We start from the raw sequence: 20,850 nt of genomic DNA, 5'->3' as shown, positions 1-20,850 counted from the left end.
GGATGGAGAATACAGTTTAGCGGTTTTAAGGCACAGGAGAGGGAAGTCTGTCACGTCGCCAGTAGGTCTTCCAACGCTTCGCGCAGGTGTGAGAAGTGGAATTCGAAGCCTGCTTCCTGCAAGCGGTTTGGAAGTGTCCGCTGCCCTGTCAGCAAAAGGCGTGACATTTCGCCAAGGATGAGTTTTAAGACAATCGCCGGCGCCGGCAGTATGGCCGGACGATGAAGGCAGGCCGCCAGTGTGCGGGTGAATTCAGCGTTGGTGACGGGCTGAGGGCTGACGACGTTCCAAGGCCCCGTGGCCGTTTCGGTTTCCAGTAACCAAATGATTGCCCGGACCACGTCCTCTCGGTGCACCCAGGGCATGTACTGGTGGCCATCTCCCAATCGTCCGCCCAGGCCCAATCGGAAAAGGGGAAGCATTTGCCCGACGAATCCACCGCCGCGCCCCACGACGAGTCCGGTACGCGACAGGCAGACGCGGGTTCCGAAGGACTCCGCTGCGCGAGCGGCGCTTTCCCAGGCGTTGCAGAGCTGATGGGTGAACTCATCGGTTGGGATGGTGTTTTCGGTGACGATGGTGTCGCCCTGATCGCCGTAATAACCAACGGCGGATCCCGACACCAGAACCGAAGGTGCGTTCTTTAGGCGACCCAGCACGGTGACGAGTCGCCGGGTCACATCGACGCGACTGTCGAACAGCTGGCGCTTCCGCGCTGTTGACCAGCGTTTTGCAGCGATGCCTTCGCCGGCGAGGTTGATGACCGCGTCGATTGGCGACACTTCTGGGATTTTTTCCAGGTCGTCGATGGCATTGACGGGGCCGCAAAGTTTTCTGACCGCCAACGGGGACTGGCGACTGAACACCGTGATGCGGCGCCCAAGTGACAGTAGCTGGCGGCAAAGGGGCTGACCGATAAATCCGGTAGCGCCGGTAATCAGCACGTGCTTGCTCATAATCCACCTCTCTCCGACTCTGGCCGTGCCGGCACAGTCTCCAGCAATTCGCGGATAAAGGCTGGCAGCTCGCGCCCTGTAGCGGGGTCATGGATCAGCCTTGCCTGCAGAGTGCCGAGGGCGGATTTGATGGCCTGTCCATTGCTGACGTCTATTGTGCGCAGCAGTGTTCGGGTTTCGTCAATCGTCGCGCTGCGGTATTGGGGAAAAAGAGTACGGAGCAGCGCGTTCAGTGCCGGCAGGGTGCTGGGAGAAGGAGCATACCGTCGCGCGTGAGCCAGGTAGACGCGGCACAGGAACGCGGCCTGCGCCTGGATGCTATCCAAATCCCCGGCTTCGATGACAGGTAAGTCCGGGTGTGCAGCGCACCAGCGTTCGGCGTAGCGTCCCGGAGTCGACATCGACAGGAGTTCGCCGTCTTCGGCGCGGTAAAGGCGTCCGGAATGCAGCGCGCAGCTTGGTGAGCGAGACATGAATACATAAGCGCACAGTTCGGGAAAGGCGTCTCCGACCTGTTCTGCATAGGCCTCGAGTGCAGTGGTGGCATCAAGGCTTGGGTCCTGACGATTAACAGCGCGAATCGTTCCCCCATCCTGAACCAAATCAATGGGGGGCCTGGGAATACCCAAACCGACTGCGACCTCAGGGCAAAGCGGTACCCATTCGACATAGCGCCCGATCACTTCCATGCAAACCGGGGCATACTTGTCGCGACCGTCGTAGCGTACCGGTTGGCCGCTCAGGCAAGCGCTCAAACCCACTTTGGGGCGTATGGGATCAGGTTGCGCCGCCATCATCGAACTCGCCGACGATATCCCGGATAGCCTGAGCCAGTGCGGGGTGTTCGCCAATCGGGGCTGTCAGTGTAAAGGGGCGGTCCAGTTCTTTGGACAGGGCTTCGATGAGGGAGGGGATATCTTCACGTAGATGTTTTCCTGTTGCCAGGAACAGCGGAATCACCCGGAAGTGCGTGGTACCATGCGTCACGGCCTCGATGGCGATGTCGCGGAGCGATGGGGCACAAAGCTCCATATAGGCGACACCGATATTGCGACGCTCACTCATCGCGGGTTCGGTGAGGGCCTCGAACGTCTCCTTCCAGAGTGGGTCCCGGGAGCCGTGCGCCAGCAGAATGGTGTAAAGCGACGTCATGCGCCTTTCTCCAGAGGTAGTCAAGTTGACCCAGGTGTATTCGCTGTGCAGGGAGTGGATTGTAGCATCACGTTCTCTCCTGCAATGTACCCTAACATAGTGACAGGGAGGTGCGCCGATGTTCCATTGGCAAGACATCCTGGACTTCTGGTTCGGAGACTTGAGCCCCGACGGTCTGCCTGATACGTACCACCGCCAGCGCTGGTTCACCGCCGACCGTGGATTTGATCGCGAGATTCGACGGCGCTTTCTATCGTCGCTGCTGCTGATCGCCGAAGACGGTATGCCCGAGTGGCTGGGATCTCCGGGCGGAATGTTGGCGTCTATTATCGTACTGGACCAGTTCTCCCGAAATATCCACCGCGGTACGGCCATGGCATTTGAATATGACACCAAGGCCCGTCAGCTTTGCCGTCAGGGATTGGCGCGCGGTCTGGATATTGCGCTGCCAGCCGTGCAGCGAGCGTTTTTCTACATGCCCTTCCAGCATTCCGAGCGTCTGGCCGATCAGGAAGAAGGGGTGGCTCTTTTCGAGCAGTTGGCGGCCACCTACCGAGATACGGAAAAAGCGTTGCTGGACGGCTTTGCAGCATCGGCGCGCGAACACGCGGAACTGATTCGCCGCTTCGGTCGTTTCCCTCATCGGAACCGTGTCCTTAAGCGGGCAAACACGGAGGACGAGGAGCGCTATCTGGCAGAGAAGCCAAAATCCTTCGGGCAGTGAGGTTGAGGTATTTGATACCGCGTTCAATTTTTTTACTATAGAAAACAAGGACAATGCACAGTTTATGCCGATGGGCGGAAGCCCTGATCATGGCAGGGATGCTGGTTTACCCAATAGAAAGATAACAGCGATAAATGCGCGCGGATGCAGGATGCACAGACACCTTTTTGGACAAGCCTGAGATCGGAACAGCCTATTATGCGAGCTCTCACGAAGACACCCACCGGCCAGTCCGGTCGGGATTTGCAGGATTCCATTCATTACCAGGGGCGTAAGGCGGCCCGCGCAAAAAGTGAACATCGACGTCGCCAGATTCTGGAAGCGGCCTTACGGATCGCCGCTCGTGAGGGGATTCGTGGCGTCAAGCACCGGTCCGTCGCCAAAGAGGCAGGAGTGCCTCTGGCTTCCACGACCTATTATTTCAAGGATATAGAAGAACTGATCAGCGATGCCTTCATGCTGTTTGCTGAAAAGGCGCAGCAAAATCTCGATGAGTTCTATGGCATGCTGCATCGCTATCTGGAGCAGTTCGATCCCCAGGCGCTGAAAGACGTGCCCGAGGTTCGGAAGCGCATTGCCGACGGGCTTATCATGCTGGGGTCGCGTTATCTCAGTGATCAGATCCGCCATCGGAAACAGGAAATCCTCGCAGAGCAGGTCTTTTTGCTGGAGGCCATTCGGGATCCCGATCTCAAGGCTTTGGCGCAAAAATACCGTGCCGCCTGGATCGGTGGTCTCGATGAGGTGTTATTGCGCCTTGGGACGCGTCATCCGGAAGCGGACTCCGCCTTGCTGGTCAGCGCGGTGATGGGGTTGGGATATGACGGCATCCTGTATGACGAAAGTTTCAGCGAGGAGCGTTTAAAGGGCGTGCTTTCGCGCCTGCTATACGTGATTTTGGATGTGCCGACATCCTCTGACTGAAAAAACGGGGCGCCTGTAAAATTCCTGTTGCAGGCCCCGTTTCGGCTCCGTATAATTCGCTCCCGTTGCTGAAGCGCATGTCTCGGCTGATCAGCAGCGAAGTAGTCCTCCTAAAGCGGGAATAGCTCAGTTGGTAGAGCACAACCTTGCCAAGGTTGGGGTCGCGAGTTCGAGTCTCGTTTCCCGCTCCAAAATCTTGTCTCCCTGAATTCTCTCAAGCCGTCAGCCGGACTTTCCATTGTTGGGCATTATTGTTAGCGCTCGCTCGTGTTTTGCTGCCAATTTACGTGCGATTCACTACACTGGAAGCTACATCCTTAGTTGTTATCCAGGACTATGCAATGAGTGGCGTACTTGATTCCGTCGACCAGCGAACCCGACTTGTCGGACAAAACCGCTTGGAGCTGCTGTTGTTCCGCTTGAGCGGTCAGCAGTTGTTTGCTTTGAATGTGTTTAAGGTTCGAGAGGTGATCAAGCTTCCCGGTCTAACCGAGATTCCCAATCGGCACCCGGTGGTTTGCGGCGTCACTCACGTACGGGACCAGACGATACCGGTGATCAACCTGAGTCAGGCGATTAGGATGAAGCCCCAGGTGGTGGATAAGGAGTCGACCATTATCGTCACCGAATACAACCGGACGGTCCAGGCGTTTCTGGTAGGGTCGGTCGATCGCATCATTAATATGAACTGGGAGCAGATTGAGCCGCCGCCCCGCAGTGCCGGTCGCGCACATTACCTGACGGCTATCACCCGCTACGATAATCGTTTGGTTGAAATCATCGATGTCGAGAAGGTGCTGGCTGAAATCGTTGAATTTTCAACCGACGTGTCGGAGGAAATTGTCGACCGCGAAGTGCTGGAGCACCTGGGTGACCGGAAAATCCTGTTGGTCGACGATTCCCCTGTGGCGATCAATCAGGCGCGGGATACCTTATCGAAAATTGGCATCTCCGTGATGACGGCACGAAATGGGCGAGAAGGATTGGCGCTGCTCAAGGAATTGTCTAAGGACGGAAAGTCCATCTACGATCAGGTATTGATGGTGGTTACGGATGCCGAAATGCCTGAAATGGATGGTTATCGCCTGACCACTGAGATCCGGAACGATCCGCAACTGAAGGATCTTCATGTCGTCTTGCACACGTCATTGAGCGGCAGCTTCAATAAGGCCATGGTGAAGCAGGTTGGCTGTGACGACTTTCTCTCCAAGTTCCGTCCGGACGAGTTGGCTATTCTGGTCCAGGATTATCTGCGCGGCCAAGCGGCAGACTAGCATACCCTTATGCTAAGATCCGGCCTTCCGGAGGATTGGAGGCCGGATTCCTGAGCGTCAGCTCCTATCCCTCTCAATTGAACGTTGTCGACCTGTCAATCCACCGTATCGAACCGGAGAATGCTGGCCGTGAAGGTCACTCAGTTATTCCGCTATCCAGTGAAGTCTTTGCCGGGCCTGCCGGTCGCTGAAATATCGTTTGACGACTTCGGCCCTCGTGGTGATCGTCGTTGGATGATTGTCGATGCGCACACCGGACGTTTTGTCACTCAGCGCCTCTATCCCCAATTGGCGATGGTCGATGTTTCAGTTTCCGGGGATTCTGTGCAGATTGCCCTGCCGGGCGGGGGCGTCTATGCGCTGGAACCGAGCGCCGTGGAGCGGCCGGTGACGGTGTGGCGCGATGCAGTCCTTGCCCGGGTGGCGGAAGGTGAGGTTTCAGCCCGGCTGGGCGCATGGTTGGGTACGGAGGTTCTGCTCGTTTATATGCCCGAGGAGAGCTTTCGGCAGATCGATCCTGTATTCGTTGAGGAGCGTCGCCGGGTTAGCTTTGCTGATGGCTATCCCTTGCTGGTGGTTACCGAGTCGTCGCTCAAACAGGTCTGTGAGTGGGTGGGGCGGCCCTTGTCGATACGGCGATTCAGGCCGAGTATCGTTCTTGATGGCGACCTGGCTTTTGCTGAGGATCTGTGGTCATCGATCCGTATCAACGGTCTTGACATCAGTCTGGTTAAACCTTGTTCCCGTTGCGTGATGACGACGGTCGATCCTGACCTGGGTAAACGAGATGCCGATGGCGAACCCTTGAAAACCCTGAAGCAGCGCCGGTCGTCGCCCAGTGGAGCACTTTTTGGTCAAAATGGACTTCATCGCGGATTGGGTACGATCCGTGTCGGCGATGAAGTCGAGGTTCTGGAGACGCCGTTAACACCATGAATCTGGTAACCCTTGAAAATGTATTGTTGCAGTGGGGACCGCATCCGCTGCTGGATCACGTTCAGTTGCAGATCGAGGCGGGAGAGCGTGTCTGCCTGCTGGGGCGCAATGGGGAGGGGAAATCGACCCTGCTCAAACTGCTCACGGATGAGTTGAAACCCGATGATGGTGTCGTCCGTGTTCGGGAGGGCGTACGCATCGGCCGTTTGCCCCAGAATCTGCCCGCCGACGATACGCGAAACGCCTATACGGTGGTGGCTTCGGCGTTTCCCGAGACCGGTGAGCTACTAGCTCGCTTCGAAGCCCTCTCTCACAGCCTGGATGCGGGGGATTCCGAGCAGATGCGCCAGCTGGCGCGCATTCAGGAGCGTATTGAAACCCTTGAAGGCTGGTCGCTGGACCAACGCATACGGCAGACGCTGGAGCGTTATGACATCGATCCCGAGGTGCGCCTGTGCGATCTGTCCGGTGGTTGGCAGCGCCGGGTGCTGTTGGCCCAGGCGATGGTCGCTCAGCCAGATCTACTATTGCTCGACGAGCCAACCAACCACCTGGATGTGCCTGCGATTGCCTGGCTCGAGAAGGAGCTTCTCAGCTTCGGTGGTGCGGTCCTGTTCGTTAGCCACGACCGCGCCTTTATCCGGGCGATGGCCACGAGAATCGTCGAGCTGGATCGCGGCGTGCTCAAGTCCTGGCCAGGCAATTATGAGCGTTACCTCGAACTCAAAGAAAAGGCGCTGGAAGAAGAAGAGCGCCACAACGCGGAGTTCGACAGGAAGCTGGCGCAGGAGGAAGCCTGGATTCGGCAAGGTATCAAGGCGCGTCGCACCCGGAATATGGGGCGGGTCAGGGCACTGCAGGCGCTGCGGGAGGAGCGTAAGCAGCGGCGCGAAAGGACTGGGCGTGCGGCCTTTGGCGTGGAGGATGCCCGGAAATCCGGCAAGCTGGTTGTGGAAGCCGTTAATGCCGAGTTTGGATTCGATCCTGCAAAGCCGATTATTCGCGATCTCAATTTGACACTGATCCGCGGCGACAAGATTGGTCTCATCGGTGAGAATGGTACCGGCAAGACGACACTGGTAAGGCTGCTGCTGGGAGATTTGCAGCCCACCAACGGAACGATTCGGTTGGGCACGCAACGAGACGTAGCCTACTTCGACCAGCTCAGAGCTGAATTAGATCCTGAAAAGACGGCGCTTGATAACCTGTCCGAGGGGCGTGAATTCATTGAGGTGAATGGGCATCGCAAGCATGTTCTGGGGTATTTGGGAGATTTCCTGTTTACACCAGAGCGGGCGCGAACCCCCACCCGGGTGCTTTCGGGCGGAGAACGGGCCCGCCTGTTGCTCGCCAAACTTTTCAGCAATCCCGCCAACATTCTGGTTCTGGATGAGCCCACCAACGATCTCGATGTCGAGACCTTGGAGCTGTTGGAAGAGCAGCTGGTGGCCTTTAGCGGGACCGTTATCCTGATCAGTCACGATCGGGAATTCCTGGATAACGTCGTCACCAGCACCCTGTTCCTCGATGGAACGGGGGTGGTTCGCGAGTATGTGGGTGGTTATGTTGACTGGCGCCGTCAGGGAGGACGTTTTCCCCGGGAAGAGGTGCGCGAGCCCAGAGTGGAATCATCGCCTCCTGCCGCCAAACCTGCGGTACTGCCGGTCGAACGCAAAGCGGCACCGAAGGCTGGAAAGTTGAGCTACAAGCTGAAGCTTGAGCTGGAATCGCTACCTGCCGAAATCGAGGCGCTGGAAACTGAAATGGAGCGGCGTCGCGTGGAGGTGAATGATCCTGATTTCTATCAGCAGGACCATGAAACGGTCAATCAGCGACTGGCGGAGCTCACGGACCTGGAGCAAAGGCTCGAGACTCTGATGGCTCGCTGGATGGAATTGGAAGAAATGAGCTAGGCGTCAAAAAAAGGTGTGAAATCACGGCAAATCATCCGATGTCTGCTGATGTCTGCGATACACTGAAACCATGTGAGGAAATTAAACCAGCGACGCGCAGCCGGATGACCGCGATGACGGCAGGGCTCAGGGGAAGGGATGTCGTTCTTTGGCCTGGGATTGCAGAATGCTCTGGGAGCATATGGCGTACCCTGCGTTTTCTGGTGGACCATACAACGATAACGACAAATCACAACCAGAGATTGATTGACGGGCATTCTCAATGAAAGTGAAGTACGAATTTATCTTCCCCGAAGGCAAAACACGCGAGTTTGAAGTTGAGTTGGATCGGCCGGAAATTGACACTGGCAACAGCGGGACCTTGCCTGAGTGGACGGAGCTTCAGCACTGCCAATGCAGCAACTGCCCGCTTGATCGGACCAAGAACCGTTATTGCCCGGTGGCGGTTGATATCGCTCCGATCGTCAACGAGTTTCGCCATGAACATGCCTTTCAGAAGGTGACCGTGAGGGTCCAGACCGAAGGGCGAACTTATGAGAAGCTGACGGGGCTGGAAGAAGGTTTGCGCTCCTTACTGGGGCTGATTATGGCAACCAGCCGTTGCCCTATATTGAGTGAGCTGCGGCCGATGGCCGTTCATCACATGCCCTTTGCGTCCTCGGACGAGTTTATCTTGAGGACGGTGTCGCTGTATCTCCTGCAGCAATATTTCGCTTCACGTAATCAGCAGGAACCGGATTGGGAGCTCAAGGGGCTGGTGGCTCGGAATCAACAGCTTCAGTTGGTGAATCAGGCGCTGTGGCAACGGATTCATTCCATATGCGAGAGCGACAGCAACCTTAAAGCGCTATTGAGTTTTTTTTCGATGGCGTCGAGTGTCAGTTTTTCGTTGGAAAGCCAGTTGCAGAAGCTGCGGACCAAACTGGAGTCGGGAACCGGCTGAGAGCGGGTTCCCAGAATACCCGACCCAAGGGCCGGGGGCTCCGATCAGTGAATCCTGACGGCAAGTACGTCGCACTTCGAACCGTGAAGCACGCCATTGGCTGTGGAGCCCAGCAAGAGCTGGATCCCCGAGCGACCGTGGCTGCCGACGACGACCAAATCAGCGTTATGCTCCTCCGCGGCACGGTGGATCTCGCTCGAAGGACGGCCCACAGCAATGATATGTTGAGACGGCTCAACATCGAAACGCTTGCCATATTCGGCCAACTGTTTACGAGCCGAAGCATCGAGCTGGTTCTGGAGCTCCGAAAGGTCCATCGGAATGTCTCCACCGTAGGCATAGCCGACTGGCTCGATAACATGCATCAGCAGCAGTTCGGCGTCATTATTCTGGGCGATCGTTTGCGCCCGCCCCAGAACTTCCGGAGCCTCGTCCGTCAGATCGATGGCGACAAGAATGCGTTTGTAAATGCCCATACCGGTATCGTCTCCCTGTTATTAAGCAATGAAGCGCCTTGTGGTTTCAGTCTAAACTATCGCGGGTGCGACAAGTAATTCATACGGGGTGTTATCAGGGTCAACTGTCTTGAACAGGGTGTTTCCTGGCGACCCCGCTGGCGTTGCCTCGACATCGTCTCGATATACGAATTTGCCTCGATATGCCGAGCCATGCGTTACTTAAAGCCGCTCCATAATGGCCCTTTGATACCAGATATCATAGTGGTATCAAGTTGTTGCCGTCGTGATATGGATCAGAAAAAACCGTGGAGTCCCCTTCAAGATGCCTGCTTGGCTGGTCGTTACCGTTGCAATTCTGTTCCTTGCCGGCTCGGTTTCAATGGCGATGCCGACAAGCTATGAAAAACGTCGTAAGTCATTGATGCAAGAGGCCTACCGCAAAGGATTCCGAGTGGAGCGTTTTCGCGGTATTGCCGATGATCACCGCTTTACGCAAACGGGTGACTGGTATCTTTACTGGCGCCCTTGGACAGCGGAGCAGGTCATGCGGCAATGCCAGCAGCGCCAACCGCGTCTGGTGTGGTCGGCTGAAGCTTCCGGTGAAGAGAACTTCCCCGGCGTGCCTTCGCCATTTGAGGCGCTGTATATGGATTCTCGGGGCGTTGGGCTGGTGTGGCAGGAGAAAGGTTCACCTGAGGCGGTGCGAGAGGCTCTTCAGCAGTTCAATGACAGTCTGGACGCCTGGCGGGGTAAAATATAAGGAGGGCGTTGGGTAATATCTTCAGGCGCTTTTAGTTGGCGGGAATACAGGCGGAAAGACGCAGGTATAGGTGTTAGCCCCCGGCTGGTGCATCGCGATCAGTTGTATTTCGTCAAAAGGTTGCGCAACTTATCTGCTTGTCTGGGCATGTCGGCATTGTCGGTATCGCGTATACAGGCCTCTATCATACTGGCCAGCAATTCGTAAAAGGCCTTGTCCAATGCCTTGCGAGCGGCCAGCAATTGCTGGACGATTTTCTCGCAATCATCCTCCTCACCAATGAGGCGCTGAATGCCTCTCAGTTGCCCTTCAACGCGTGCGAGGCGAGATTGCATGCGCTTGCTCTGTGGAAGTGAAGGACGCATGGCTCAGCTCCGTCTGATGCATGTCAATATGCCGATTTTGCAATCGTATAGGCGGTACTTTTTTATGTCAAATACCCGGTTGGGTATGGTCAAAGTGTCAGAAGACTGGGGCCTGGGCAGACTGCCGGAGAGAGGGATGTGCCAGCAAACTCCGGCGGAATTTGCTGGCGTGGACTGTGGTTTACTGTTTGGCTGTTTGCCCTGAGGTTTGCAGATCTGCGGGCTTCTGCGGGATCACCAATTTCGGTTTTTCCGAAATGTCCTTGGGGATCGGCTTGTTACCTGCGAGCTCTTCGACAATGTTTTCCAGTCCGCGGATGATGCTGTTGGAGTAGCGGTTGATCACGAAAGCGACATTATTTTCGTTGTAATTGATGTAAGAGCTGCGAATGAATGCCCATTTCGTTGCAATTTCGTCGTACTGGGCCTGCATGGCTTTCGATTTTTTAACTGGCGTGTCCAGCTCGGTAAGCAGTTTGTCAAATGCTTGCGCCTGCTTGTCCAGCGGGGTGTCGGTGTCGGCACCCTGAAAGGTAAGGGCGGTCGATGATGACGAGCGGGCGGAATACTTGGTCATCATCTGTGCCAGTAGCAGGGATGCCTCACGACCAACTTCCACGTATTTGTCGGTGACCACGTTGTCCTTGGTTTTTACGTCGTCGTAAATTTCCTTGGACAGTTTATTCAGGTCCTGGGCGTCGTTGGCCATTTCCGAGACCACCTGAAGATCGGGGTAGCCTTTCTTGCGGACGTCGTTCAGGTTGGTGTTCATCAATTTCTTGAATTTGTCATGAGCGCTGGTGAGCTTGTTGATCTGGGCCTTGCTGACCAGACTACTTGCGCGCGTGGGGATTTCGTTCATCAGGGCGTTGCTTTTATTGATCGCATCATTAACCTGATCGAGGGTCTGCTTGTCACCATTGGCGCTGTAGTTGTAATAGGCATTCAGTGCAATGAAGTTTTCGATGCGGAATTTATAAAGGCTTTCCAGTAGCGGCGTCAGTGGAGCGGCGTTTGCGAGGCGCGCCATCGGGAACAGCAGAACGGTCAGTGACAACAGGTATGCGGCGGCCCTGAAAACTGGCGCGGATATTCTCATCGACTTGTTTCTCCGTCTTATTCTTTTACACGATACCCGTCCGGGTATCAGGTCCTGTAAAAAAACGGTTGTCTGAAAAAGGAGTGTGCGGTCGCTTCGCGAGCGATATTCGGATGCGTTATGGACCGCGTCCCGGATAGACCGAAGCACTGTTGGACCATCCGACTTTAAAGAGGCTAGAGTATGAGGCCCGTCCATTCAAGATTTTTGGCGCTTGTTCGGGTGATTGAATGGTAACAAAGTTTTACCACTAACGACCAAAGCCAATATTCTACTGGAAAAGATCTGGGTAGTGCCTTGATTCCTAAGATATAGTCTGTCGTTTGGCATCGTCCCGCCAGGGATCGGTGCGGTCTGACCTTTCTCTCGTCTTCCAGAAAGAAATTGACAAATGCGCGGTTTTTTTTCATGGTTGGCACTCCGATTCAAACGACTGTATGAATTTGAATCGATATCTCGGGTAGTGACCGAAATTTCACTGCATGGGTGTGACCGGCTTTCAGGGCGGGTTGCAGGCCGTGCGGTACCCAACACAGACTGGAGATCAGTTGATGATTTACGAAGGTAAAGCCATCACGGTTAAAGAGATCGAAGGTGGGATCGCCCAGCTGAACTTCGATTTACAGGGCGAGTCCGTCAACAAGTTTAACCGGCTCACCATCGAAGAACTGCGAGCGGCCACGGATAAGCTGAAAACGGCCAAGAATATTAAAGGCCTGGTGGTAACCAGCGGTAAGGACAGCTTTATCGTCGGCGCCGATATTACGGAGTTTACCGAGCTGTTTGCCGGTCCTGAGGAAGAGCTGATTGCCAACAACCTGGCGGCCAATGCGATCTTCAGCGACATCGAAGACCTGCCTTTCCCGAGTGTCACGGCAATCAACGGTATCGCCCTCGGTGGCGGTTTCGAAATGTGTCTGTCGACCGATTTCCGCGTCATGTCCAGCAAGGCAAAAGTCGGCCTGCCGGAAGTGAAATTGGGTATCTTCCCCGGCTTCGGCGGCACCGTGCGCCTGTCCCGACTGATTGGCGCTGATAACGCCATCGAGTGGATCTGCATGGGTAGCGAGCAGCGTGCGGACAAGGCCCTCAAAGCGGGCGCCGTCGATGCAGTGGTTGAACCAGCCAAGCTGATGGATGCTGCATTGGCGATCCTGAGCGAGTGCGAGGCCGGTAAGCTCAACTTCGAAGCGCGTCGTGAAGAGAAAAAGGGCAAACTGCTGTTGAACGCCATGGAAAGCATGATGACGTTCGAAACGGCGAAAGGGTTTGTTGCGGGTCAGGCCGGCAAGAACTACCCAGCGCCTGTCGAAGCGATCAAGGTCATGCAAAAGCATGCCGGATTGCCGCGAGACAAGGCCGTTGAAGTGGAAGCCAAAGGCTTTGCCAAAATGGCCAAGACCAGTGTGGCTGCCTGTCTGGTGCAGCTGTTCCTGAATGACCAGGAGCTGAAGAAAAAGGCCAAGCAGTATGAAGCCAATGCACAGGACGTCAAGCTCTCCGCTGTTCTTGGTGCTGGCATCATGGGCGGCGGTGTTGCTTATCAGTCGGCGCTGAAAGGCACGCCGATCCTGATGAAAGACATCAACCACGCCGGCCTGGAGTTGGGGCTGAGCGAAGCCAAGAAACTGTTGGTCAAGCGGGTCGACAAGGGCCGCATGACGCCTGCAGACATGGCAGACGTGCTCAACCGCATCACGCCAACGCTGACCTACGGCAGTTTCGATGAAGTCGACCTGGTTGTTGAGGCCGTTGTCGAGAACCCGAAAGTCAAGGGTGCCGTTCTGGCCGAAACCGAAAGCAATGTTCGTGAAGACACTATCATCACGTCCAATACCTCCACGATCTCAATCACTTCGCTGGCGAAAAACCTCAAGCGTCCTGAAAACTTCTGCGGTATGCACTTCTTCAACCCGGTGCATATGATGCCGCTGGTAGAGGTCATTCGCGGCGAGAAAACCAGCGAGAAGGCGATCGCCACTACTGTTGCCTATGCCAAGGCCATGGGTAAGAACCCCATCGTGGTCAACGACTGCCCTGGATTCCTGGTTAACCGTATCCTGTTCCCGTACTTCGGCGGCTTCATCGGCCTGGTGCGTGACGGTGCGGACTTCCAGCAGGTCGACAAGGTGATGGAACGCTTCGGCTGGCCGATGGGCCCGGCTTATCTGCTGGACGTTGTGGGCATGGACACCGCCAAGCACGCCGGCGAAGTGATGGCTGAAGGCTTCCCTGAGCGGATGAAGCACGAAGGCACCACCGCTATTGACGTGATGTTCGATAACAAGCGCTTCGGTCAGAAGAACAATCTGGGCTTCTACCGTTACGAATTGGATCGCAAAGGCAAGCAGAAGAAACTGGTCGACGAAGAGACCTATAGCTTGATCAAGCCAGTGGTCCAGGCGCAGAAGGAGTTCAGCGACGAGGAAATCATCGAGCGTATGATGGTTCCGCTTTGTCTGGAAACCGTACGCTGTCTCGAAGACGGTATCGTCGAGACGCCTGCAGAGGCGGATATGGGTCTGGTCTACGGCATCGGGTTCCCTCCGTTCCGTGGCGGTGCCCTGCGTTACATCGATTCCATCGGTGTCGCCGAGTTCTGCAAAATTGCGGACAAGTATGCCGACCTGGGCGCTCTGTATCAGCCCACCGAAGGTCTGCGTGAAATGGCCAAAGCTGGCAAGAAATTTTTTGGCTGATCGCTGAACGAGATTTCCGAACGGAGAAGATCTATGAGCCTCAACCCGAGAGACGTTGTCGTTATCGATTGCGTACGGACTCCGATGGGTCGTGCCAAAAACGGTTGTTTCCGCAATGTTCGCGCGGAAAACCTGTCGGCGGCATTGATCGAAGCGCTGTTTGAGCGCAACCCGAACGCCAACCCGAAAGAAGTGGAAGATGTGATCTGGGGCTGTGTGAACCAGACCCTGGAGCAGGGCTTCAATGTAGCCCGCCAGATTTCCCTGTTGACCCGTGTGCCGCACGAGGCAGGTGCTCAGACGGTTAACCGTCTGTGTGGTTCCTCGATGTCAGCTATCCATACGGCGGCACAGGCGATCATGACCGGTAACGGTGACGTTTTCGTCATCGGTGGCGTAGAGCATATGGGTCACGTTCCCATGACTCAGGGCTTCGACCACAACCCGGCTTCGTCCAAATACTCTGCCAAGGCCTCCAACATGATGGGCCTGACGGCGGAGATGCTGGGCAAAATGCACGGTATCACCCGCCAGCAGCAGGACGAGTTTGGTGCGCGTTCCCATCGTCTGGCCCACGAAGCCACTCTGGAAGGTCGCTTCAAGAATGAAATCGTGCCGATCGAAGGTCATGACGAGAATGGGTTCAAGGTCCTGATCGAGCAGGACGAAACCATCCGTCCGGAGACCACGGTCGAGTCCCTGGGCCAACTGCGTCCGGCATTTGATCCGAAGAACGGCACGGTGACGGCGGGTACCTCCTCCCAGTTGACCGACGGCGCTTCCGCGATGCTGATGATGTCTGCTGAACGTGCCAAGGCGCTGGGTCTGACGCCGATCGCCAAGGTTCGTGCCATGGCTGTGGCGGGCTGTGATCCAGCGATCATGGGTTACGGTCCGGTACCTGCGACCAAGAAGGCGCTGAAGCGTGCCGGTCTGACGGTCGAGGATATTGACTTCTGGGAGCTGAACGAAGCCTTTGCGGCCCAGTCTCTTCCGGTCCTGAAGGATCTCAAGCTCCTGAATGTGGCTGACGAGAAAGTCAATCTCAATGGTGGCGCTATTGCTCTGGGGCACCCCCTGGGCTGTTCCGGTGCGCGTATCTCCACGACCCTGCTGAACGTCATGCAGGCGAAGGGCGGTACCCTGGGCGTTTCGACCATGTGTATCGGTCTGGGACAAGGCGTTGCCACTGTGTGGGAACGTATCTAATCCCGATCGGTTGATCGCAAAAAGCCCGGCTCTAAGCCGGGCTTTTTGTTGATGTCGCAGAGTCTCTTTGATCAATTGGGACTGGACGCCAGTGATGAATCCGGGCAATGTGTCTCCCCCTGGATTTGCCTTGGGATCAAGGTCGCCTGACTTGACCCGATCAAAATGAGCACTTATATATTGTCGCGACAGCCGTGAATCTATACCGCTGATTTTCTTGCAAGTTTGAAATGCCAAAGGATTAATGGGCCGATATGGGCAAAAGTCTCGTCATTGTCGAGTCGCCAGCAAAAGCGAAAACGATTAATAAATACTTGGGCTCGGACTTTATCGTAAAGTCCAGCGTCGGCCATATCCGTGACCTGCCCGTCAGTGGCTCCGGGTCGCAGGTCGATCCCAAGGAGCGTGCCCGGCAGGCGGCCCAGACGCGCAAGATGAGCCCGGACGAAAAGGCGCTATACAAGCAGCGTAAAGCCCGGGAGCAACTGATTGCCAGAATGGGGGTCGACCCCGAAAAGGATTGGGAAGCCCATTACGAAATCCTGCCCGGCAAGGAAAAGGTTGTCAGCGAGCTTAAGCGATTGGCGAAAAGCGCCGATCAGGTTTACCTCGCAACTGACCTTGACCGCGAAGGGGAGGCGATTGCCTGGCATTTGCGCGAGACGATCGGTGGCGATGACAGCAAATTCCGCCGCGTGGTGTTCAACGAGATCACCAAGCGGGCCATCCAGGACGCGTTTTCCAAGCCAGGTGACCTGGATACCCATCGTGTAAATGCCCAGCAGGCAAGGCGCTTTCTTGACCGAGTCGTCGGTTATATGGTCTCGCCGCTGCTGTGGAACAAGATTGCAAGAGGCTTGTCTGCCGGTCGCGTCCAATCTGTCGCTGTGCGCCTGATTGTTGAGCGGGAGCGTGAAATTCGCGCTTTTGTGCCGGAAGAGTACTGGCAGCTGCATGCCAACCTGCGCCAGCAGGCCGAGGCAAGTGCGCCGACAGTGCGTTTCGAAGTGGCGAAAGTCGCCCAGGATAACTTCCGCCCGGGCAACGAGCAGGAAACGAGTGAACACGTCAGGCGGCTTGAAAGTGCCGCATTCAGTGTGTCCCGTCGCGAGGACAAGCCTACCCGCTCAAAGCCCAATGCGCCCTTTATCACCTCTACATTGCAGCAGGCAGCCAGCAATCGCCTCGGCTTCAGCGTCAAGAAGACCATGATGCTGGCGCAGCGCCTTTATGAAGCGGGCTACATCACCTATATGCGTACCGACTCGACCAATCTGAGTCAGGATGCGCTTAACAGCTGCCGGGAATACATCGAATCGCAGTTCGGTGATCGTTACTTGCCCGAGTCGCCTCGTTTTTACTCGAGCAAAGAGGGCGCTCAGGAGGCGCACGAGGCGATTCGCCCAACGGAGGTCAGTCGTGGGGCTTCTGACATCAGCGGCCTCGAGAAGGATGCTGAGCGTCTGTATGACTTGATCTGGCGTCAGTTTATCGCCTGCCAGATGAATGATGCTGAATATCTGAGTACGTCCATTGCTGTGCAGGCGGGTGATTATGAGCTTCGGACCCGGGGCCGGATTCTGCGTTTTGACGGTTTCCTCAAGGTCCTGCCGCAACCGGCCAAAAAAGATGAGGATGTGGTGCTGCCCGACTTGAAAGTGGGGCAGGCGCTGGACCTCATTCAGCTCGATCCGACGCAGCACTTTACAAAACCTTCCGCCCGCTACACGGAAGCGACCCTGGTAAAGGAGCTGGAAAAGCGGGGTATTGGACGACCTTCGACTTATGCTTCGATTATTTCCACCATCCAGGATCGCGGCTACGTGCGTCTGGAAAATCGCCGGTTTTATGCGGAAAAAATGGGCGATGTGGTGACGGATCGTTTGGGCGAATCCTTCGCCAATTTGATGGATTACGGTTTCACCGCGCGAATGGAGGAGGAACTGGACGAGATCGCGTCTGGCGATATCGATTGGAAGGTGGTGCTTAACGCCTTTTACAAGAACTTCTCCAATCAGCTCGAGCGTGCAGAGTCCGACGATAACGGTATGCGCGGAAACATGCCGACGGAAACCGATATCGCCTGTCCCACCTGTGGGCGCCCCATGCAGATTCGGGTGGCCAGCACGGGCGTATTCCTGGGCTGCTCAGGCTATGCGCTGCCGCCGAAGGAGCGTTGTAAGACGACGATCAATCTGGTGCCGGGCGATGATGTCGTGGGCGTCGATGATGATGTGGAAGGTGAGGGCGAATCTCGTCTGCTCCGCAAGAAGCGGCGCTGTAAGTTGTGTGGCACCGCGATGGACAGCTACCTGATCGACGAGCATCGCAAGTTGCATGTTTGTGGTAACAACCCCGATTGTCCGGGGTATGAAGTCGAAGCGGGCACCTTCCGGATCAAAGGGTATGACGGCCCGACACTGGAATGCGATAAGTGCGGATCGGAGATGCAGTTGAAGACGGGCCGTTTCGGCAAGTATTTCGGCTGCACCAACACCGAATGCAAAAATACACGTAAATTGCTCAGAAACGGCGAGCCTGCGCCGCCCAAAATGGATCCGGTGCCGATGCCGGAGCTGAAGTGCGAGAAGGTGGATGACACCTATATCCTGCGTGACGGCGCTTCGGGGCTTTTCCTGGCGGCGAGCAAGTTTCCTCGCAACCGGGAAACGCGTGCGCCTTTGGTGCGGGAGTTGAAACCGCACGCCAAGGAGCTGGACAGTAAGTACGCGTTTCTGTTGTCAGCGCCGGAAACGGACTCAAAGGGTAACCCAGCCGTTATCCGGTACAGTCGCAAGACGCGCAGCCAGTATGTCATGACCGAAGTGGAAGGGAAGGCGACCGGTTGGAGTGCGTTTTACGAAAACGGCAAATGGACGGTGCAGGATAAGTCCAAATAAAGCGGGGTGCCGGACAGCTCCCTGAAGGTGTCCGGCACGCTCTCTTTAGCTCTTATCGGTGCGAAAACGCCGCAGGCGTTCCAATAGGCTTGAGGTGTCCCACCGCTCTCCGCCCATGGCCTGAACATCCGCATAGAACTGGTCGATCAATGCGGTTGTGGGAAGAGATGCTTGGCACTGGCGGGCTTCCTGCAGACAGATAGCCAGGTCCTTTCTCATCCAGTTCACCGCAAATCCATGATTATACTCGCCGGCGATCATCGTCGCCGAGCGGTTCTCCATTTGCCAGCTTTGAGCTGCCCCCTTCGAAATGACGTCGATGACGCGGGTGACGTCGAGTCCTGCCTGTTCTGCAAAATGAATACTTTCCGATAGCCCCTGAACAATGCCGGCCACGGAAATCTGGTTCGCCATCTTGGTGAGCTGTCCTGCGCCGGATTCCCCCATCCATGTCAACGCCCTGGCATAGCTGTTCATGACATCCTTCGCGGCGGTAAAGGCATTCTCGTCACCTCCGCACATAATGGTCAGCTGGCCGTTTTCAGCGCCTTGCTGGCCACCGGAGACCGGGGCGTCGATAAAGTGCTGGTGGCGGGTTGCGGCGATTTGGGAAAGCTCTCTGGCCACGTTGGCGGAAGCCGTTGTGTGATCGATCAGGATGGCGTCGGCCGGTGCGTTGGCGATGATACCGTTATTGCCCAGGTAGAGCTCGCGCAAGTCCGGGTCGGCGCCGACACAGGTGATGACGCAATCGGCGTTCCGGGCGGCTTCAGCCACGCTTTGTACGCTGCTGCCACCGTATTGCTCCACCCAGGCGAGTGCGCGTGCGGGGGTGCGATTGAAGACGGTTACGTCGAAGCCCTGTTTGACGAGGTGACCAGCCATGGGGTAGCCCATGACGCCTAGGCCGACAAAGGAAACGCGTTTAATCATCCTGTCCTCCTGAGTGTTCCGCGATCGATGATCATAACCCCGGGTGATGGGATCGCCTAGCGGGTTTTGGTGTGTCGGTCGAGAGCGTTTGGGAGGAAGCGAGGGGAAAGTGATGGTTCGGTAAGCCACCCACCGGCGGCGGCCGGTGGGTGGTGAGGCATCCGGAACAGACTATGCGGGGCCTGTTTCCGCTATTGCTTACTGATCGGGTACGTCGCGCTTGGTGGGGCCGGTGTACAGCTGACGGGGACGACCGATGCGATAGTTTCCGCTGACCATTTCGTTCCAGTGTGAGAACCAGCCGATCGTACGGGACATGGCAAAGATCACGGTAAACATCGAAACCGGGATACCGATTGCCTTGAGGATGATGCCCGAGTAGAAATCGACGTTCGGGTAAAGCTGGCGCTGGATGAAGTATTCGTCCTCGAGGGCGATTTTTTCCAGCTTTTGTGCCATGCGGAACAGTGGATCGTCCTGCAGGCCCAGTTCGCGCAGTACTTCATGGCAGGTTTCACGCATGACCTTGGCGCGCGGATCGAAGTTCTTGTAGACGCGGTGACCGAAGCCCATCAGACGGAAGGGATCGTTTTTGTCCTTGGCGCGGTCAACGAATTCTTCGATACGGGATTCGTCGCCGATTTCCGCCAGCATGGTCAGTACCGCCTCGTTGGCGCCGCCGTGAGCGGGTCCCCAGAGGGCAGCAATACCCGAGGCAATACAGGCGAAGGGGTTGGCGCCGGTAGAGCCGGCCAGGCGCACGGTCGATGTCGAGGCGTTCTGCTCGTGGTCCGCATGAAGGATGAAGATGCGGTCCATGGCCTTCGCCAGCACCGGGCTGACCTTGTATTCCTCGCAGGGGGTCGCAAACATCATGTGCAGGAAGTTTGCCGCGTAGCTCAGGTCGTTCCGCGGATAGATAAAGGGCTGCCCCATGGAGTACTTATGGCACATGGCGGCCAGGGTCGGCATTTTTGCGATCAGCCGGAATGCGGCGATTTCGCGCTGATGCTCATCGGAAAAATCCATGGTGTCGTGGTAGAAGGCGGACAGGGCACCAACCACACCGCACATGACGGCCATGGGGTGTGCGTCACGGCGGAAGCCATTGAAGAAGTGGCTCATCTGGTCGTGAATCATGGTGTGATTCTTGACCGTGTCGCGGAATTTCTGGCTCTGTTCGGCGCTGGGAAGTTCTCCATGCAGCAGGAGATAGCACACGTCGAGGTAGTCTGTTTTTTCAGCCAATTGCTCTATCGGATAGCCACGATGCAACAGCACACCATTAGCACCGTCGATGAAGGTGATCTTTGACTCGCAGGCTGCGGTGGAAACAAATCCGGGATCGTAGGTGAACAGTCCTTGCTGGACCAGACCCCGTACATCAACCACATCAGGACCGGCTGTGCCGGAATAGACGGGCAGCTCAATCGATTGGTCACCTACCGAAAGCAGTGCTTTCTTGTCGGTCATGGTGCTCTCCTATATCAGCAATTCAGGCGCTAGTAAGGGGCGCATTATCGCAGAATATGGCTAGCAGCGTCACGAATCGGATGCCTTGCGAGCATGCTCTGGGGCAATGCGAGTGCCTGAGTGTTTCGTGTT

The 20,850-nt window shown here is 56.3% G+C and carries 18 protein-coding genes and 1 tRNA gene; 11 read left to right on the top strand and 8 right to left on the bottom strand.

Features of this window, described 5'->3' with window-relative positions:
* Positions 1-50: 50 nt before the first annotated feature.
* The 3 genes from CLR77_RS16125 to CLR77_RS16115 are packed head-to-tail and all read right to left on the bottom strand — an operon-like array spanning position 51 to position 2,108.
* Positions 51-956, bottom strand: a complete 906-nt coding sequence (locus tag CLR77_RS16125; RefSeq protein ID WP_097461723.1) for a TIGR01777 family oxidoreductase — start codon at positions 954-956, stop codon at positions 51-53.
* Positions 953-1,753, bottom strand: a complete 801-nt coding sequence (locus CLR77_RS16120) for a DUF523 domain-containing protein (protein WP_097461722.1) — start codon at positions 1,751-1,753, stop codon at positions 953-955. Before CLR77_RS16120 ends, CLR77_RS16125 begins: the two co-directional genes overlap by 4 nt.
* The gene (locus CLR77_RS16115) at positions 1,734-2,108 is read right to left on the bottom strand and encodes a sirohydrochlorin chelatase (protein WP_097461721.1); all 375 of its coding nucleotides are present in this window, start codon (positions 2,106-2,108) and stop codon (positions 1,734-1,736) included. Before CLR77_RS16115 ends, CLR77_RS16120 begins: the two co-directional genes overlap by 20 nt.
* A 118-nt stretch (positions 2,109-2,226) precedes the next feature.
* Here CLR77_RS16115 and CLR77_RS16110 point away from each other — a divergent pair, with 118 nt between their 5' ends.
* The 7 genes from CLR77_RS16110 (at position 2,227) to CLR77_RS16080 (ending at position 8,822) form a co-directional block, all read left to right on the top strand.
* The gene (locus CLR77_RS16110; RefSeq protein WP_097461720.1) at positions 2,227-2,832 is read left to right on the top strand and encodes a DUF924 family protein; all 606 of its coding nucleotides are present in this window, start codon (positions 2,227-2,229) and stop codon (positions 2,830-2,832) included.
* A 198-nt stretch (positions 2,833-3,030) separates the two neighbouring features.
* Positions 3,031-3,756 carry a TetR/AcrR family transcriptional regulator gene (locus CLR77_RS16105; RefSeq protein WP_158227226.1) on the top strand — a complete coding sequence of 242 codons (726 nt, stop codon included), beginning with the start codon at positions 3,031-3,033 and terminating at the stop codon, positions 3,754-3,756.
* Between the two features lie 115 nt (positions 3,757-3,871).
* Positions 3,872-3,947, top strand: a tRNA-Gly gene (locus CLR77_RS16100).
* 150 nt (positions 3,948-4,097) lie between these two features.
* Positions 4,098-5,030, top strand: coding sequence for a chemotaxis protein CheV (locus CLR77_RS16095; protein WP_097461718.1), 933 nt, complete (start codon positions 4,098-4,100; stop codon positions 5,028-5,030).
* Between the two features lie 129 nt (positions 5,031-5,159).
* Positions 5,160-5,966, top strand: a complete 807-nt coding sequence (locus CLR77_RS16090; RefSeq protein WP_097461914.1) for an MOSC domain-containing protein — start codon at positions 5,160-5,162, stop codon at positions 5,964-5,966.
* The gene (locus tag CLR77_RS16085) at positions 5,963-7,879 is read left to right on the top strand and encodes an ATP-binding cassette domain-containing protein (RefSeq protein ID WP_097461717.1); all 1,917 of its coding nucleotides are present in this window, start codon (positions 5,963-5,965) and stop codon (positions 7,877-7,879) included. The genes CLR77_RS16090 and CLR77_RS16085 overlap by 4 nt, the downstream gene beginning before the upstream one ends.
* A gap of 262 nt (positions 7,880-8,141) precedes the next feature.
* A complete protein-coding gene (locus tag CLR77_RS16080; protein ID WP_097461716.1) occupies positions 8,142-8,822 on the top strand; it encodes a DUF6901 family protein in 681 nt (226 codons plus the stop codon).
* A 44-nt stretch (positions 8,823-8,866) separates the two neighbouring features.
* On the opposite strand, the gene CLR77_RS16075 is transcribed toward CLR77_RS16080, so the two are convergent.
* Positions 8,867-9,298 carry a universal stress protein gene (locus tag CLR77_RS16075; protein WP_097461715.1) on the bottom strand — a complete coding sequence of 144 codons (432 nt, stop codon included), beginning with the start codon at positions 9,296-9,298 and terminating at the stop codon, positions 8,867-8,869.
* 304 nt (positions 9,299-9,602) lie between these two features.
* On the opposite strand from CLR77_RS16075, the gene CLR77_RS16070 reads away from it, so the two are divergent.
* A complete protein-coding gene (locus tag CLR77_RS16070; RefSeq protein ID WP_097461714.1) occupies positions 9,603-10,040 on the top strand; it encodes a hypothetical protein in 438 nt (145 codons plus the stop codon).
* Positions 10,041-10,138: 98 nt separating this feature from the next.
* Here the strand turns inward: CLR77_RS16070 and CLR77_RS16065 are convergent, their stop codons facing one another.
* Both CLR77_RS16065 and CLR77_RS16060 read right to left on the bottom strand, forming a co-directional pair.
* Entirely contained in the window at positions 10,139-10,405 is a 267-nt protein-coding gene (locus CLR77_RS16065) for a metal-sensitive transcriptional regulator (protein WP_097461713.1), read from the bottom strand.
* 181 nt (positions 10,406-10,586) lie between these two features.
* Positions 10,587-11,504 carry a hypothetical protein gene (locus CLR77_RS16060; protein ID WP_097461712.1) on the bottom strand — a complete coding sequence of 306 codons (918 nt, stop codon included), beginning with the start codon at positions 11,502-11,504 and terminating at the stop codon, positions 10,587-10,589.
* 551 nt (positions 11,505-12,055) lie between these two features.
* Here CLR77_RS16060 and fadB point away from each other — a divergent pair.
* The 3 genes from fadB (at position 12,056) to topA (ending at position 18,312) form a co-directional block, all read left to right on the top strand.
* On the top strand, positions 12,056-14,203 hold the full coding sequence (gene fadB, locus CLR77_RS16055) for a fatty acid oxidation complex subunit alpha FadB (RefSeq protein WP_097461711.1): 2,148 nt from the start codon (positions 12,056-12,058) through the stop codon (positions 14,201-14,203).
* 33 nt (positions 14,204-14,236) lie between these two features.
* On the top strand, positions 14,237-15,412 hold the full coding sequence (fadA, locus tag CLR77_RS16050; protein WP_097461710.1) for an acetyl-CoA C-acyltransferase FadA: 1,176 nt from the start codon (positions 14,237-14,239) through the stop codon (positions 15,410-15,412).
* Between the two features lie 254 nt (positions 15,413-15,666).
* The gene (gene topA, locus CLR77_RS16045) at positions 15,667-18,312 is read left to right on the top strand and encodes a type I DNA topoisomerase (RefSeq protein ID WP_097461709.1); all 2,646 of its coding nucleotides are present in this window, start codon (positions 15,667-15,669) and stop codon (positions 18,310-18,312) included.
* 45 nt (positions 18,313-18,357) lie between these two features.
* On the opposite strand, the gene CLR77_RS16040 is transcribed toward topA, so the two are convergent.
* A complete protein-coding gene (locus CLR77_RS16040; protein ID WP_097461708.1) occupies positions 18,358-19,245 on the bottom strand; it encodes an NAD(P)-dependent oxidoreductase in 888 nt (295 codons plus the stop codon).
* 198 nt (positions 19,246-19,443) lie between these two features.
* Positions 19,444-20,718 (bottom strand): citrate synthase, encoded by a 1,275-nt coding sequence (gltA, locus tag CLR77_RS16035; protein ID WP_097461707.1) that lies wholly within the window; start codon positions 20,716-20,718, stop codon positions 19,444-19,446.
* Between the last annotated feature and the right edge of the window lie 132 nt (positions 20,719-20,850).

This window comes from Mangrovitalea sediminis (assembly GCF_002514725.1).
Classification (GTDB): domain Bacteria; phylum Pseudomonadota; class Gammaproteobacteria; order Pseudomonadales; family Oleiphilaceae; genus Mangrovitalea; species Mangrovitalea sediminis.
This window is presented reverse-complemented; position numbering and strand designations above follow the sequence as displayed.